Annotated in this window: 13 protein-coding genes; 5 read left to right on the top strand and 8 right to left on the bottom strand. The window is 67.4% G+C overall.

What is annotated here, in order from left to right; genetic code table 11:
- Window positions 1–135: 135 nt before the first annotated feature.
- Together ACGFI1_RS38495 and ACGFI1_RS38490 are read right to left on the bottom strand one after the other, a co-directional pair.
- Complete coding sequence (locus ACGFI1_RS38495; protein WP_392792613.1) at window positions 136–573, bottom strand: class I SAM-dependent methyltransferase; 438 nt, start codon at window positions 571–573, stop codon at window positions 136–138.
- Window positions 566–1333, bottom strand: a complete 768-nt coding sequence (locus ACGFI1_RS38490) for a hypothetical protein (RefSeq protein ID WP_392792611.1) — start codon at window positions 1331–1333, stop codon at window positions 566–568. The genes ACGFI1_RS38495 and ACGFI1_RS38490 overlap by 8 nt, the downstream gene beginning before the upstream one ends.
- A 156-nt stretch (window positions 1334–1489) precedes the next feature.
- On the opposite strand from ACGFI1_RS38490, the gene ACGFI1_RS38485 reads away from it, so the two are divergent.
- The 4 genes from ACGFI1_RS38485 to ACGFI1_RS38470 all read left to right on the top strand — a co-directional run bounded on the left by ACGFI1_RS38485 (window position 1490) and on the right by ACGFI1_RS38470 (window position 4894).
- A complete protein-coding gene (locus ACGFI1_RS38485) occupies window positions 1490–2161 on the top strand; it encodes a hypothetical protein (RefSeq protein ID WP_392792609.1) in 672 nt (223 codons plus the stop codon).
- Window positions 2162–2194: 33 nt separating this feature from the next.
- Window positions 2195–3268 (top strand): thiamine-phosphate kinase, encoded by a 1074-nt coding sequence (gene thiL / locus ACGFI1_RS38480; protein WP_392792608.1) that lies wholly within the window; start codon window positions 2195–2197, stop codon window positions 3266–3268.
- A gap of 298 nt (window positions 3269–3566) precedes the next feature.
- Entirely contained in the window at window positions 3567–4547 is a 981-nt protein-coding gene (locus ACGFI1_RS38475; RefSeq protein WP_392792606.1) for a threonine ammonia-lyase, read from the top strand.
- A 23-nt stretch (window positions 4548–4570) separates the two neighbouring features.
- Window positions 4571–4894, top strand: coding sequence for a hypothetical protein (locus ACGFI1_RS38470; protein ID WP_392792605.1), 324 nt, complete (start codon window positions 4571–4573; stop codon window positions 4892–4894).
- A 133-nt stretch (window positions 4895–5027) separates the two neighbouring features.
- Here the strand turns inward: ACGFI1_RS38470 and ACGFI1_RS38465 are convergent, their stop codons facing one another.
- The gene (locus tag ACGFI1_RS38465) at window positions 5028–6446 is read right to left on the bottom strand and encodes a carotenoid oxygenase family protein (RefSeq protein WP_392792603.1); all 1419 of its coding nucleotides are present in this window, start codon (window positions 6444–6446) and stop codon (window positions 5028–5030) included.
- A gap of 479 nt (window positions 6447–6925) precedes the next feature.
- Between ACGFI1_RS38465 and ACGFI1_RS38460 the strand changes: the two genes are divergently transcribed.
- Entirely contained in the window at window positions 6926–7435 is a 510-nt protein-coding gene (locus tag ACGFI1_RS38460; RefSeq protein ID WP_138633241.1) for an Lrp/AsnC family transcriptional regulator, read from the top strand.
- Here ACGFI1_RS38460 and ACGFI1_RS38455 read toward each other — a convergent pair.
- From ACGFI1_RS38455 to ACGFI1_RS38435, 5 genes are all read right to left on the bottom strand, one after another.
- Window positions 7414–8145 (bottom strand): gamma-glutamyl-gamma-aminobutyrate hydrolase family protein, encoded by a 732-nt coding sequence (locus ACGFI1_RS38455; RefSeq protein ID WP_392792601.1) that lies wholly within the window; start codon window positions 8143–8145, stop codon window positions 7414–7416. The genes ACGFI1_RS38460 and ACGFI1_RS38455 overlap by 22 nt on opposite strands.
- Before the next feature lie 38 nt (window positions 8146–8183).
- Window positions 8184–9656, bottom strand: coding sequence for an APC family permease (locus tag ACGFI1_RS38450; RefSeq protein ID WP_386874929.1), 1473 nt, complete (start codon window positions 9654–9656; stop codon window positions 8184–8186).
- Window positions 9657–9681: 25 nt separating this feature from the next.
- Window positions 9682–10986: a YlbE family protein gene (locus ACGFI1_RS38445; protein ID WP_392792599.1), complete on the bottom strand. Its 1305-nt coding sequence runs from the start codon at window positions 10984–10986 to the stop codon at window positions 9682–9684.
- A gap of 10 nt (window positions 10987–10996) precedes the next feature.
- On the bottom strand, window positions 10997–12340 hold the full coding sequence (locus ACGFI1_RS38440; RefSeq protein WP_301173689.1) for a hypothetical protein: 1344 nt from the start codon (window positions 12338–12340) through the stop codon (window positions 10997–10999).
- A 275-nt stretch (window positions 12341–12615) separates the two neighbouring features.
- Window positions 12616–14064 carry a non-reducing end alpha-L-arabinofuranosidase family hydrolase gene (locus tag ACGFI1_RS38435; RefSeq protein WP_138633255.1) on the bottom strand — a complete coding sequence of 483 codons (1449 nt, stop codon included), beginning with the start codon at window positions 14062–14064 and terminating at the stop codon, window positions 12616–12618.
- Between the last annotated feature and the right edge of the window lie 334 nt (window positions 14065–14398).

Raw genomic sequence — 14398 nt, 5'->3', positions numbered from 1 at the left:
AGCGCGGCACGGTACAACAGCACGTGAAGCTCCTGTGCAGACAGGGTTGATCTTGGTCGACAACCTCATCTAGCAGGAGCTTCGCTACTTATGGGCGGCGGTCACCCGTCCGCAACCGCCCCGTGACCTGCGGACTCAGGTTGGAATCAGCTCACGGTGGAGCTCGGCCAGCGCGCGTGCCATCCCGGCCGATGGGATGTGGAGCAGGCTCCCCGAAGCCCACACCCCGGCCACCGACGCGTCCCGCAGTGGGAGTGCCAGGGCGTTCAGCCGCAGGAAACCGAGCGTGCGCCCTTCCCCTCTCGATCGGTCCCGAGCCCATTCGAGCATGGCCGGGGCGTAGTCACCCGCGATCACCGTGCGGCCGAGCGATGCCAGCAGCCGGGCGTCCCGGCCACCGCCGCATCCCAGGTCCAGGACGGGCAGGTGGCGAGGAGCGAGCCGCGCGAACTCGACGACCTCCGCACGCAGTCCCGGAAACCGGTCGTAGTCCTCGGAGGCTTCGCCATAGGAGTTCGCATTGGCGTCATAGCAGCCACAGGTCTCACGGGTGATCTCGCCCGCCTCAGACATTCTCGAACCCATCCTCTCCCACCACGAAGCTCAATGAATTGAGAATATGCCAGATGCGCTGCACATTGAGGCCATCGTAGCCATGCGAGACATCGAAGCTGACGCAGCCTACGAACCTGGAACGACCGTTTCTGATCGGAGTGGCGAAGACCGCGCCACGATGACGGTAACGCTGGAACTCCTCCCAATTGAACCCCATAACGGCATCCGCGCCCTGCTGCGCCCGGAATGAGGCGAATGCGTCCTCGTCGACAAGATCTCGGGCAAGGCTCGCCACATCGACGCTCACTTCCTGATCGAGCTTCCAACATAGCCCCACAACACCGACACCCGGCGTCGGCCGAATCCTTCGAGTCGCCGGTGACGCACCGAGGCGGTACGTGGCCACGCGCGTGAGCTCACCGCGAAGCGGATGCCGGTAATTGCGTTTCCGCTGCCAGATGTGCAACCCCAGATCGCTCACCGCGATCGCGGGCGCAACGGCCGCGCAAACTTCGATCAGTTGCCCGAATGCGGTGAGGACATGCCTGCGCATGACCAGACGGCGCTCGACGTGAAGATGCCGAGACCAGGACTCGCAGGGGGCCGCGACGCCGAAGACTCCGGCGATAAGGATCAAGGTGACCAGGACGTACGAGTATTCGCGTTCGACATCGCTCCACAACTCGTCCGAGGGGAAGCCGTACTGCCTGCCGGCAAGTGTCACCGTCGCCGCCAGCACGATTAAGCGGTCTATGGCACGCGCCGCCGACAACTTCATCTGTCGCTCATCCCCGCTCGCCACACCGCGACCCCGCCACGGGCTTGCCAAACTATACCTCGGACGAGTAACAATATGACTGCCGACTTGGCTGTCCATATTCCGGTCAGTCAAAGAAGGCGAATAAGGCAGCCCGAATCGCGGCCGAGGTGATCCGTGGTCGAACGAGCCTCTTGTGTCGGATCCGACTTCTGCGAGGAACTCGCCGGGGCCGAGGACGTCGCCTTCCATCGCGTCTACGGCGGGTCTCCACCGGGAAGGATCATCGGACGCGGCAGCACCCTCACGTTGATCGCGGATATGTCGCCACTGACCCGGGGGCATCTGCTGCTGGTGCCCAACGACCACTACTTCAGCTTTGGCGCTGTGATGTGCGGGCACGCCGAAGAGGTGGCAACGGCACTCAAGCAGATAGTTCCACCATATGCGGCAAGTTTTGGCGAACCAGTCTTTCTTGAGCATGGCTCCACAATGCGGATGGAAGGGTCCGCATGCGTCACCCACGCGCATATCCACCTGCTTCCCCTGCCATTTGATGAGGTCAACGCGCTGATGGCTCGGGACGGTCTGGTGTCGACCACCCTGGGCGACCTCGCCGATCTAGAACAGTTCGGGCATGACGATCTCCCATACTTCTATTGCGGAGACGCCACCGAACACCAGGTGTACGCTGCGGTGCAGGCAAGGCCCCGTCAATATCTCCGATCAGTGGCCGGGAGACTCCTGGGCATCGCAGACCCGGAGTGGGACTACGCAGTCGTAGTCCGGAAAGACGTCCTAATGGCGACGATGAAAGAGACTGCACACTGGAGGCTTTCGCTGCCTTAGGCCATTGACACCCCGCAGAAAGTTGAGGATGGGATGGGTACCATGCAGAGCGCCGGCATCGCCTCCGACGAGCCGACGCGGCTGGCCGACATCATCGCGCCCATGTTCGGCGGGCAGTCAGGATGGTCGCAGCGGCTCAAGAACGGAGTCCAGGCCGAACTCGTCGCGGGCGCCGACGCCCAGGACGACTGCGCGGTCTTCGGACTCGACGGACCCATGGAGATCGTCGTCGGATCGGACTACGTCCGCGGACCGAAGTTCCTACTGTACGAACTCGGTTACCTGTCGAACTACGACATCGGCTACTACCTGGCGATGGCCAATCTCAGCGATATCGCCGCCATGGGCGCGCTTCCGATCGCGCTCCTGACGGTCGTTCGTTATCCGCGGTCACTGCCGGACGATGACTTCACGGCCCTCATGGAAGGGATCCGCGATGCCTGCCGGCAGGTGGGCGCGCCGAACGTCGGAGGCGATATCGGCAGCGCGGAGAGGATCATCCTGTCCGCGTCCGCCGTGGGCATCGTCGAACGAGGTGGCTCACTGCTGCGGACCGGTGCCCGCGCGGGAGATCGCCTCTGCGTCACCGGGCCGACGGGGGTAGCGGCATCCGCCCAGCGCTACTTCGGCGGTCTCGGCACCGGCACGACGAAACTCCCGCTGGCCGAGGAGGAGGCGCTGATATCCGCATGGCGGCGCCCGCAGGCGCTCGTACGGGAGGGGCGCTGCCTGAGCACGAGCGGTGTGGTCACGAGTTGCCAGGACACCTCGGACGGCCTGAAGGCCGGCGTTCAGTCGCTGGCGGCCGCCAGTGGCGTCGGCTTCGTAGTCGAGGAGAGCGCACTCCCCGTCGCCGACATCGTGGCCGAGGTCGCACGGCTGACCGACGGTGATCTGACCTCGGTCATCCTGGGCGACTCGGTGGATTTCCAACTGGTCTTCACCGTCGGGGAAGACGTAGCGTCGCAGCTCTCCAAGAACTTCGCGGACGCCGGTCTTCAGTTCTTCGACATCGGCTACGCCACCGAGGAACGCGAAGTACGGCTGAGGCGCACGGACGGCCGAGAGGAAGAGCTTCCCGGGGTTCCCTGGCGTCACGCCACCTGAGCCGACCGGGGTCCGCTGCTTGCGCTGCGTTCTTCGGACGAAGAGGAGCGGCGGGAGCCTCTCAGCAGGTTCTACGTATCGCTCCATAGGGGAAACGTGGCTGGCCAGGTTTGCTGATGTTGTTGGGCGCTGTCTTAGCTGCGCGGCGACGCTTTTGCTGGCTTGCGCTCTTCTGCCGTGGGCCGTTCGGCTCTGTCGTGGAGTGGTGGGTGGGTCGTGGGAGCGATTCGGTGGAGGGTGGGGCGGGTTCGTGGTGGTGGCTGTTGAGGGACGTTTGTGTCGGGTACGTTGTTGCGTCGTGCTCGAGACGCGGCTCGATCTTGACCGGATTCGCGCGGCTCGCCGTGTGATCGACCCGGTGTTCCTGGACACTCCGTTGTTCCGGTGCGAAGCCTTGGGGCACGCGCTGGGCTGTGCGGTGAGCATCAAGCTGGAGACGGCGAACCCGGTCCGCAGTTTTAAAGGGCGGGGTACCGAGGTTGTCGCGGGTCGGCTGAGCGATCAGGGCCGGACGGCCGTGGTGTGCGCCAGCGCCGGCAATCTGGGGTGGGCGCTGGGCTGGTCGGGTCGCCGCCATGGCCTGGACGTGACGGTCGTGGCGTCGCGGCGGGCGCCGGCCGCCAAGCTTGAGCGGATTCGCGCTTCAAGTGCGACGCTGGAAGTGGTCGATGGCGACTTCGACCTGGCCCGGGAGTGGGCGGCGGGGATCGCGCGGCGGCGCGGCGTCCGGCTGGTCGAAGACAGTCTGGACGTCGAGACCTGTGAGGGTGCGGCGACCATCGGGCTCGAACTGGCGCAACAGGCGCCCTCCTTGGACGTCGTGCTGATCGCCCTGGGAGGCGGCGCCATGGCCACCGGGGTGGGCTACGTCTTGAAGGCTCTGATGCCTGGAGCCGAGGTGATCTGTGTGCAGCCTCGTGGTGCACCCGCGATGACCCTCTCCTGGCAGGAGCGCCGGGTCATCACGACCGAGTCCACCGACACCATCGCCGACGGCGTTGCCGGTCGGCGTCCCATCCCCGCCGTACTGGATGATCTCTTGGCCGTGGCCGATGATGCCGTCCTGGTCGAGGAGGCGTCCATCGTCGCGGGCATGCGGATGCTCTTGCAGCACGCGGGTCTGGTCGTCGAACCCTCAGCGGCCCTTGGCGTCGCCGCCGTTCTGGAGGACCCGGACCGCTTCGCCGGCCGCAACGTGGTCACCATCATCTGCGGTAGCAACGTCGATCTGGACGACTACCAGCGGTGGGTTCGTGTCGATCCGCCGGGCCGCGCTTAGGCACCTACAGCCTTGATGGATGGGTGCTGCACACCCATCCCGACCTGCTTGGACGGCTCTCGCAAATCGCTCCGGACGACACCCTGGTCATCCCGCTATTCGGTGTTCCCGCACTCGCGTCCAACGGAATCGCCGCTGTCGTTGCTCTTGGAACCAGTTGGCTGATGGTCAGACTTCCGCGACTGCCGAACGACATCGAAACCCTGGATCCTGTACTCCCGCTGACTGATCATGGTTGGCATGTGGTCTGTGCCTGGCAGAGTGAAATCCTCTCCGTAGAGGACACACGCCGCCTTGCCCTCTTGGTGAATGACGCGCTTCAGTACGCAGGTAACCTCAACCCCTAGCCACTCGATCGGCTATTACTCTTTGGTCTAGGAATTCTTCGGCCTGAGGCTCAGGACTCGCCTCTTCTTGCTCAAAATGCGCGCCGAACTACGTCCACTCGGTGGCGCGGCTGATGAACAGCGTCGGCTCTCTTCATTCCTGGGTGGGGAGCCATGCTCCGTGCAGGCCCAGTGGTACGCGTACGGGGATGCGGAGGCGTGCGAGTGGCCCGTCGGACGGGTTGCTTCCCGGTAGGACCAGTAGCCAACTGGAGAGGTCGGTACGGTTCGTGGCGAAGGTGAGCCAGTAGCCCTCGTCGGCACCGCTTCGTCCGGGGACAGGGGCGAAGACCGGCTCGCCGACCGAGAGGTCACCTGCGTCCCAGATCTCGACGGCTGTGTCGTCGTCGCCGACGTCGTACCAGCGCAGCGCGTCGTACTCGCCGGGCAGCAGGCCCGGCGTGCGTCCGCTGCCGGCGGCCGTGGCGATCCGTCGGTGCGGGCCTGTCAGGGCGCGATCGTCCACTCGGGGGAACTCCACCCGTGCGTCGTCGAGGAGATTGCGCTGGATGGAACCGGTGGCCGGGTCCATGACGGCGCACGCGAGGCCGTGGGCGGCGCCGTCGGAGGAGGCCGGGCGCGGGCCCAGGCCGGGGCTGGGCCACTGTATGTAGTCGAGGACGACCCGTCCGTCCGCTGTGTCGTGGGCGTTCACGGTGTGCCAGACCCAGAAGGCCGAGTCGTGCGCCCAGCGCACCGGGCCGCCGTCCCGGGGGATCAGGGCGATCCGCGTGCCGCGCTCGGGGCACCAGTCCAGGAATGAGCCGCCCCGCATGGCGGCCCCTAGATCGAGGAAGGCCGGCGCGAGGACGAGGACGAGATAGCGCCCGGTCAGAGCCATGTCGTGGATCATCACCGGCTCGTCGACGTCCGCCACTGGTGTCGGGGCACGGCTCACGTGTCCGTTCCGGTCGAGCATTGCCCAGGTGAGGTACGGCTCCTCCAGCGCGTAGCAGAAGACCGCCATCTCCCCGGTCCGTGGATCGATCTTCGGGTGGGCGGTGATCCCGGCCGGCAGGCCGCCCTCGAAGGTCTCCTTGCCGAGGGTCTCCAGGTCCGGCGCCATCCGGAACGGGCAGTCGGACTCGGCGAGGGCCAGGAGTCGTCCCCCGTGCCGGACGACGTTGATGTCCGGCAAGTCCTTGAGTGTGTGCGCCAGCTCGGGGCCGACCTTCTCGGGGCCTGGAGTGATCAGCGACTCGATCCCGCCCCATAGGGCGTGGCCTGCCTTCTCCTCCGCGCGCATGGCGGGCGTGCGCACGAAGCGGTTCCGGTACCGGGCCCGCCCCTCGCTCATCCACACGCCGTGCACCATGCCGTCGCCGTCGATCGGGAACAGGTAGGAACCGATCGGGGCGAAGCGCGGGTTCGGCCCGTTGCGCAGGTACACCCCGTCCAGTTCGGCGGGCAGTTCCCCCTCCACCTGCAGCCCGGCCTCGTCCACCTCCTCGGTCACCGGCGCGAACGTCCCAGTCAGATGCGCGACGCGCGCCGGATCGAACCCAGTGGCCATGGCAATCCCCCCAACAGCGGGCCTCCGGCCTCGGGTTCTTCCCGCCCGGAACTACATCAGTCCAGGTCAGGGGCCTCAACCCGACGAGAGGCCGTATGTCGGTTGCTGACCGGGTGGCTCTGACGCGCAGGGGTGCAACCTCGTCGGTAGGGCGAAGACCGTCACTGGCAGCGCTGGCGGGCCTCGGTGTGCCGACGGCGCGGTTGTCGGGTGGGTGACCCGTCAGCGGCGTGGGCCACCCCTTACTTTCCGGACGGTGTGATCGTCTGGGCGTCGACATCACTCGAAGGCGAAAAAGAAGGCAATGTGGCGACAAGATCAGCTGACGCGAACGCCCCCGCCCTTCTCGCACCGACGAGGCGCCCAACTCTCGCGCCCATCGGAGACTTAATCGGCTCTTCGGCCCGCCCCTATGCACCTCGGCTCCGGGACGGTCGTTCATTGCGCGGGAACGGGCATTCTGGCGATATGCTGGGCGAATGGTGAACAAGGAGGGGCCCCAGAACGGTTCCAAGCCGGGGCAGGGAGTCCCTCCGCTGGCGGCGCTGGACACGACGGATCGTGAGATCCTCCGGATCCTCCAGAAAGACGGGCGTACGTCGAACTCCGCGATCGCCCGGCAATTGGGGATCACCGAGACGACCGTGCGTAAGCGGATCGCGGCGATGCGCGACCGCGACCTCATGGAGATCGTGGCGGTGCCCACGCCGCGGCTGGCCGGGTACAACATCTCGGCGATCATCGGGTTGTCGGTGAGCCTGCCGCATCTTCGCGAAGTGAGCCGGAAACTGGTCGAGGCGTCGGAGGTCCGCTATTGCGGGCTGTCCACGGGGCGTTTCGACGTGATGATCGAGGCGTTCTTCTACGACAAGGAGCATCTGCTGCGGTTCACCACCGACGTGCTCGGGGCACTGCCGGGGATCACCGCCGTGGAGACGTCCCTGATCCTCAAGATCGAGAAGTTCTCCTACGAGTGGGAGCTCGGCTGAGCCGTTCCGGTCCGGCGTGCGGCGGCGCGGACGAGGCGCTCGAACAGGCCGGTCATGCCGCTCTCCTCCGCGTGGCCCTGCACTCCGCAGGCGAAGGTCCGGTCGCGGACTTCGATGCCCTCGACGATCCCGTCCGGGGTCCACGCCGTCTCCACGACTCCCCGGCCGAGGTCGCCGACCGACTGGTGGTGGTGGGTGGCGATGTCGGCGCGTTCCCCGAGTGCGGCGTGCAGTTCGCTGCCGGGCCGGATGGTGATCGGGTGCTTTCCGAACCCTGACGGGTCCGGGAGGTGCGCGTCGGTGCCGACGATGTCGGGAATGTGCTGGACGAGGGTGCCGCCGAGCGCGACGTTCAGCAGTTGCATCCCCCGGCAGATGCCGAGGACGGGCAGGTCGGCGGCCAGGGCGGAGCGGGCGAGCCGGATCTCCCACTCGTCCCGCAGGGGGTCCGCGGGGCGCGCGGACGGGTGCGGCCGGGCCCCGTACCGGCGGGGGTCGATGTCCCCTCCCCCCGCCAGCACCAGGCCGTCCAGCCTCTCGATCATGTCGGACGCGGCCCGCGGCTGGGGCGGGAGGACGACGGCGATCCCGCCGGCGGCCACCACTTGCTCGTGGTAGGCCACCGGCAGGACGATCGCTCGCCGCCGCCACACGTCCCATGCGGCGTCCGCCAGGTCGGCGCTGATGCCGATCAGGGGTTTGCCCGTCACCACTACCTCGCGGTCGGCGTTTCGCAGCGGCGGGGCATTCAGAAGACCTCGGTCCTGGTCAGCTGGGCGTACACCTCGGGCCGGCCCCGCTTGAGCTGCAGCGACCGCACGGTTCCGATGAGGAACGCCAGCGGGATGAAGCTGAGGAGGAGGTAGTTCACCCAGTCGGTCCGTCCGGACAGCAGGTCGAAGTTGCGCGCCACCAGCCACGACGCGACGCCGAGGCCGATGAGGCTGAGCAGCGGCGCCACCGCCGTGCTCCACACGCTGAGCCCGTGCGTGGTGTTCACCCGGTTGAAGTAGACCGCGATCGCCAGGGAGCACAGCGCCTGCAAGACGATCACGGCGAGCACCCCCGGCGCCACCATCAGCAGGAAGACCTGAAGGTAGGGGTCGGCTCCGGCGAGCATAAACGCGGTGACCGCCACCAGGCCGATGGCGCCCTGGACGGCGCTGGCCACGTACGGCGAGCGGTGCTCGGGGTGGACGCGGGCGAGCCGGCCGGGCAGCATCTTCTCGCGTCCGAGCGTGAACAGGTACCGCGACGCGGTGTTGTGGAAGGCCAGCGTGGACGCGAACGCGCTGGTCACCAGCAGGATCTCCATCACGACCACCGCGCCGTGCCCGACGTACTTCTCGGTCGCGGCGAACACCAGCCCGACCGGGTCGGCGGTGGCGGCGTCCACGATCGACGCCTTGCCGTAGGCGACGTAGACGATCCAGGCCATGAACGTGTAGAAGAGGGCCAGGAATCCCACGGCCAGGTAGACGGCCCGGGGGACGGTCCGCTCGGGGTCGCGGGCCTCCTCCGAGTAGATCGCGGTCGACTCGAACCCGATGAACGCGCCGAACACGATGGCGAACATCGCGCCCGTGCCGCCGCCGGCGAAGATCGCCGACGGGGAGAAGGAGCTCACGTCGAGCCCGTCCGCGCCGCCCTGCCAGAGCACCGGCGCGGCGAGGACGAGCAGGATCGCGGCCTCCGACAGCAGGGCGATGCCCAGCACCTTCGCGCTGAGCGAGATCTGCCGGTGCCCGAGGTAGACCACGATCGCCAGCGCGGCGAAGGAGAAGACCGGCCACGGCACGTCGATCCCGAGGGCGTCCTTGACCGGCACCGCGGCGAAGGCCCCGACCGCGCCGAGCTGGCCGATCGCGATCACCGAGTACGCCGCCATCGCGAGGGTGGCGGCGCCTCCGCCGACCGGGCGGCCGAGGCCCTGCCCGATGTAGGAGTAGAAGGCGCCGGCGTTCTTGATGCGCAGCGCCATCCTGGTCAGGCCGACCGCGAACAGCAGGAGCACGATGCCGGCGACGAGCTGGGCGCCGGGCGCCCCGATCCCGCCGATCATGAAGGCCAGCGGGGCGAATCCGGCGACCACCAGGAGCGGTCCGGCCGCGGCGACGACGAAGAAGGCCAGTTCGAACGGTCCCATCCGGCCCTGGATATGGGGTGCGGCCGCCTTCGTCGCTTCGCCGCCGGCGGGGTTCGCCTGCTCCGAGTACGTCATGGCTCTCTCCAGCGGTGCATGGTGGTCAGGAAGCGGTCGGGGTCGGGTAGCGGTCGGCGTAGCCGGCGGCCGCGGCGGTGAACGCCTCGATGCGGGGCCGCAGGACGCCGGCTCCGATCTGGCCGCCGGCGCGTCCGGCGAGCCCGCCGTCGATCAGCGGGGTGACACCGGAGGCGACGACGGCGTGCAGGTCGATGCCGACCGGGGTCCCGCGGAAGTCGAACGCCGGGATGCGGTAGTCGGGGTGCTCGGACGACGCGATGGCGTACATCGCCTCGTTGTTGCCCAGCATGGCCTGGAAACTGCCGCCCTGGTAATCCATGAGCGACGGGGCGCACGCCTGGGCCATCCCGCCGAGGCCGACGGTCTCGGTGACGCAGCTCTCTCCGCCGATCCATTCGGCGTCGGCCTCGGTGAAGCCGTCGAAGAACCGGCCCTGCAGTTCGGGGTGGCCGCCGCGGAACCACTCCTCGCCGAGACCGCTGACGCGGACGGCGAACTCGCGGCAGTTGATCGCCATTCCGGTGATCAGGCTGCTGTGCTCGACGCCGTGGGCGGCGTCCGCGGTGGCCTTGGCCGCGGCCATGCTGAGCCTGAGGAAGGTGTAGTCGTTCGCCAGGAAGAAGTCCATGACCTCTTCCACCCGCGTCCGCCACTGGTCCGTGGCCGCCAGCGCGAACAGCCGCGGGGTCAGTTCCCGCTGTAGCAGCAGGGTGGCCGCGGTGTTGCGGCTGTGCAGCTCGTCGCCGAGCCGCAGCGCCCGGGCCATCATCGGCTTGAGCCGGATCGGGTGATCGGCGAGGCACTCGGCCAGCACCGGCGCCATGGTCGACTCCAGCCACCGGAGCCCGTCCGCGACCTCCTGGTCGTAGGACCCGTAGTTGAGGCGGTAGCGGCTCTTGCCCTCGTAGAAGTTGCAGAAGGCGCGGTTGCCGTGCGTCTCGTCCTCGACGATGAACACCGGCATCGAGGCGGTGTAGATGCCGGCGACCGAGCCGATGCAGTCGTGCTGCTGGGTGGAGCGCACCCGGATGTCGCCGCGGTCGAGCTTGGCCTCGGCGTCCTCGACGCCGTCCGCCAGGCCCTCGTATACCGCGCCGTAGAGGATGGCGCGCCGCTGGCCGCCCGTGTACTGGTGCCATTCCAGCGGTGCCCCGGAGGTCAGGATCGTGGTGGGCGTCATCCCGGGCACGACGTCGCCGGCCGCGGCCACGCCCACGAGCACGGGCTCGGCGCCGACCATCCGCTCCAGGGCCTCGGCGTTGGCCCGCAGGCGGCGCTCTTCGGCATCGGCCTGCGGACGGCGCGTGTCGGCCGAGGTCTCGTTCACTGTGGACATCTCAAAGCCTCTGCAGGTAGTTCCGGGTCTCCCAGTCGGTGACCACTGATCCGTACTCGCGGCACTCCGCCCGCTTGTAGTCCAGGAACGTCCGGTGGAACTCCTTGCCCATGACCCGCTCGGCGAGGGCGTCGGCCTCGAACAGGTCCAGCGCCTGCTCCAGCGAGCGCGGCAGCGCGAGGTCTCCGTAGCCGGCGAGTTCCTCCGCGCTCATCCGGTAGGTGTCGCGGTTGAGGGGCTCGCCCGGGTCGAGCTTGTTGGCGACGCCGTCCAGCCCGGCGGCGAGGATCAGCCCGATGCCGAGGTGGTAGTTGACCGAGGCGTCCACGGTGCGGACCTCGAGGCAGTGCCGGTTCACCGGCATGCGGCACATGAGGGTCCGGTTGTTCTCGCCCCAGCTGCGGTAGACCGGGGCCCAGGAGATCTCGTCCATGAAGCCCTTGCTGGTGAACCGCTTGTAGGAGTTGACCGTCGGCGACGTCACCGCGCAGATGGCGCCCGCGTGGGCGAGCACGCCGGCCACGAAGTGGCGGGCGGTGTCGCTGTAGCCGCCGCCGGACGCGGCCTCGAAGACGTTCCGGCCGGTCTCCCCGTCCGCCAGGCTGATGTTCACGTGGGACGCGGAGCCGAAGTCGTCCTGGAACGGCTTGGCCATGAACGTCGCGATGCAGCCGAGTTCGCGGGCGACGTGCTTGGCCATCAGCCGGAAGATCACCATGCGGTCGGCCATGGTGAGCGCGTCGGTGTAGTCGAAGTTGAACTCGTACTGGCCGTCGCCGCCCTCGTGGTCGAAGGAGTAGACGCCGTAGCCGAGCTGGTTCATGTACTCGACCATCGGCCCGAGGAAGGGCGCGGCGAGCACCGTGGTCTCCAGGTCGTAGCCGCGCGTCGGCGCGTCCAGCCGGTCCTGCGGCACCAGCGGCTCCCACCCCTGGGCCGTCTCGCGGACGACGTAGAACTCCGGCTCGATCCCGACGTTCACGGTGAAGCCCATCTCCGCAGCTTCGTCGACTTGGCGGAGCAGGAAGTTGCGCGCCTCCTGCGGGTAGAGCTCGCCGTCGAGGTGCAGGCTGGTCGGCACCACCGCGAACTCCGGGTTCCAGGGCAGGACGACCAGCCGGTCAAGGTCGGGGATGCCCGCGCACTCGTCCTCGTGGGGGCCGAGGTCGCCCATGCCCTCCAGCGCTCCCACGGTGTACAGCTCCGAGCCCTTCGCCATGGACGGCAGCGACTCCACCGGGACGCACTTGCTCTTCGGCACGCCGTGGATGTCGACATAGAAGCCGAAGACGTACTTGACGCCCTGCTCGATCAGCTGGTCCCGGAGGACCTCCGCCTGTGACACAGAACACTCCTCTGCTTGATTTCGACCCATCGTGCGGGCATAAGGATCGAATGTCAACACTTCAGAGGCGTCTCAGTGCTTGATCTCGATCTGCTAGGCGGCGATCGAGGCGCGCCTGGGGAGGAGGGGACGGCGACCGGAGGGGACGTGGCGTCTCGGGGCAGCGCCGCCTCACCGGGGGAAGGCCCGGCCGGGCATGAAAAAGTGGCGGGCCCGGCTTGTCGCCGAGCCCGCCACGCAGGGTCCGCGCCAGAGCCGGACCCGTGTCTCCGTTACTAGCGCTGCAGCGTCAGCAGACCCGGCCGGTAGGGCAGGAGTCCGTAGTCGCCGCCGGAGTTGGGGCTGCGCCCCTGGTAGAGCAGTTGCAGGTTGCAGGGGTCGACGGTGAAGGTCTGGTCGGCACTGGTGCGGATCAGTTCACCGTGGCTGATGTCGTTGGTCCAGGTGGCGCCGCTGTTGGCCTTGCCGGCGAAGGGGTTGCCCTCGGTCGCGGCCTGCGGCGTCCACGAACCGTTCAGGCTGGTGGACGTGAAGGAGCGGAAGTAGCGCCCCTGGGAGCCGATCGCCTCGACGAGCATGAGGTAGCGGTTCTGGTCCTTGAGCTTGTAGACCTGAACGGCCTCGAACAGGTTGTTGGTCGAATCGCTCATGATCACTGTCGAGGTCGAGCCGAAACTGCCCGGGAAGTTCCCGATCGGCATGCTGGCCCGGTAGATCTTGCCGTTGTCGCCGGCGAAGAAAAGGTACATGTTCGTGCCGTCGCCGATGACCGTCTGGTCGATGGGTCCCGTTCCGGAACCCGAGATGCTTCCGGAGAAGAGCACCTGCGGCGATGACCAGCCATTCGGGTTGGTCGGGTCGCTGGACGTCCGATAGGAGAAGGCGGTGCTGCCCCACTGGTAGGCGAGCACCCAGATGTTCTTCGGCGCGAAGTAGAAGAGCGTCGGGGCGACGGTGGCATTCGACATGGTGTTCTGGCTGGCCGATGCCATATCCGACCAGTTGCTGAACAGGCCGAAGTTCATCGACCCCCATCTCGTCCCCGTGTCGTGCGTCGTCGCGTAGACGAGATGCCTGCCGTTGTAGGGGGCGACGGTGAAGTCCTTGAGCGAGACCCATCCCGCCTTGGGCTGCGCAAGCGGGCCCGTGGACGTCCAGCGGTAGGACGATGGGAGGTCGCACCCGGGGGCGGGGTCGCCGCCGCCCACCTCGACGAGCTGCCACTGCTGGTTGTTCCCGCCCCAGTCGTCGTACTGGACGATGTTCGCGCCGTCGGCGGTGGAGCCGCCCTGCACTTCGAGGGCCTTGTTGCTGTGGCGCGAGACGAACCTGACGTAGCCTCCCGGGCTGTCCTCCAGCCGCCACTGCTGGTTGGTGCCGTTCAGGTCGGACCATTGGACGATCGAGCCGCCGTTGGCGGTGGAGAAGTTGTAGACGTCCAGCACCTTGCCGGAGTGGCGGGATTTGATGCGGTAGTAGCCGCCGCCGGAGTCGACGAACTGCCACTGCTGCTGGTTCTGGTCGTTCCTGGTCCACTGGGTGATGCGGGCGCCGTCGTTGGTCGCCAGGTTGTAGACGTCCAGGGCCTTGCCGCTGTTGCGGTTGACCAGGACGTACCACTTGTTCACGTCCACTGTCGCGGCCTGAGCCGGCTCTGCGTTCGTCACGGACAGGAGCACCGACAGCAGGAGCGATGCCAGCACGGCCGCACCGGTCCTCAACATGAGCTTCTTCCCTTCAGGCGAATGTTAGCGCTAACATTTCCAGGGCGGGCGGGACCTTCTTTCCATCGGGGGATCGGGAGGTGGTGGTGGCCCGGAGTAAATACGAGGCAACGCGGCATCGTCAAGGCTCCGGGCACTTCGAAAACTTTCGAGTACAGATCTCCTGCTAGAACGCGTGCACAAAGCGGCAGCCGGATGCCCGCGATGAAAATTCTTTGAAACTGTTGACGGGATCTGGGAGGGCTCTCACACTGAGTCCGCGACGCCCCGGTGGTGTGTGCGCTCCCATACCGGAGCGCGGCGTCTGTCGCACGGCCCTGTCCGTGCTTCCGCC

The organism is Actinomadura geliboluensis (assembly GCF_043197915.1).
GTDB lineage: Bacteria > Actinomycetota > Actinomycetes > Streptosporangiales > Streptosporangiaceae > Spirillospora > Spirillospora geliboluensis.
This window is presented reverse-complemented; position numbering and strand designations above follow the sequence as displayed.

What these genes read in the sequence shown, in the direction of transcription:
- ACGFI1_RS38495 (WP_392792613.1), bottom strand. Translation starts at nt 573, where the DNA reads ATGTCTGAGGCGGGCGAGATCACCCGTGAGACCTGTGGCTGCTATGAC.
- ACGFI1_RS38490 (WP_392792611.1), bottom strand. Translation starts at nt 1,333, where the DNA reads ATGAAGTTGTCGGCGGCGCGTGCCATAGACCGCTTAATCGTGCTGGCG.
- thiL (WP_392792608.1), top strand. Translation starts at nt 2,195, where the DNA reads ATGGGTACCATGCAGAGCGCCGGCATCGCCTCCGACGAGCCGACGCGG.
- ACGFI1_RS38465 (WP_392792603.1), bottom strand. Translation starts at nt 6,446, where the DNA reads ATGGCCACTGGGTTCGATCCGGCGCGCGTCGCGCATCTGACTGGGACG.
- ACGFI1_RS38460 (WP_138633241.1), top strand. Translation starts at nt 6,926, where the DNA reads ATGGTGAACAAGGAGGGGCCCCAGAACGGTTCCAAGCCGGGGCAGGGA.
- ACGFI1_RS38450 (WP_386874929.1), bottom strand. Translation starts at nt 9,656, where the DNA reads ATGACGTACTCGGAGCAGGCGAACCCCGCCGGCGGCGAAGCGACGAAG.
- ACGFI1_RS38435 (WP_138633255.1), bottom strand. Translation starts at nt 14,064, where the DNA reads ATGTTGAGGACCGGTGCGGCCGTGCTGGCATCGCTCCTGCTGTCGGTG.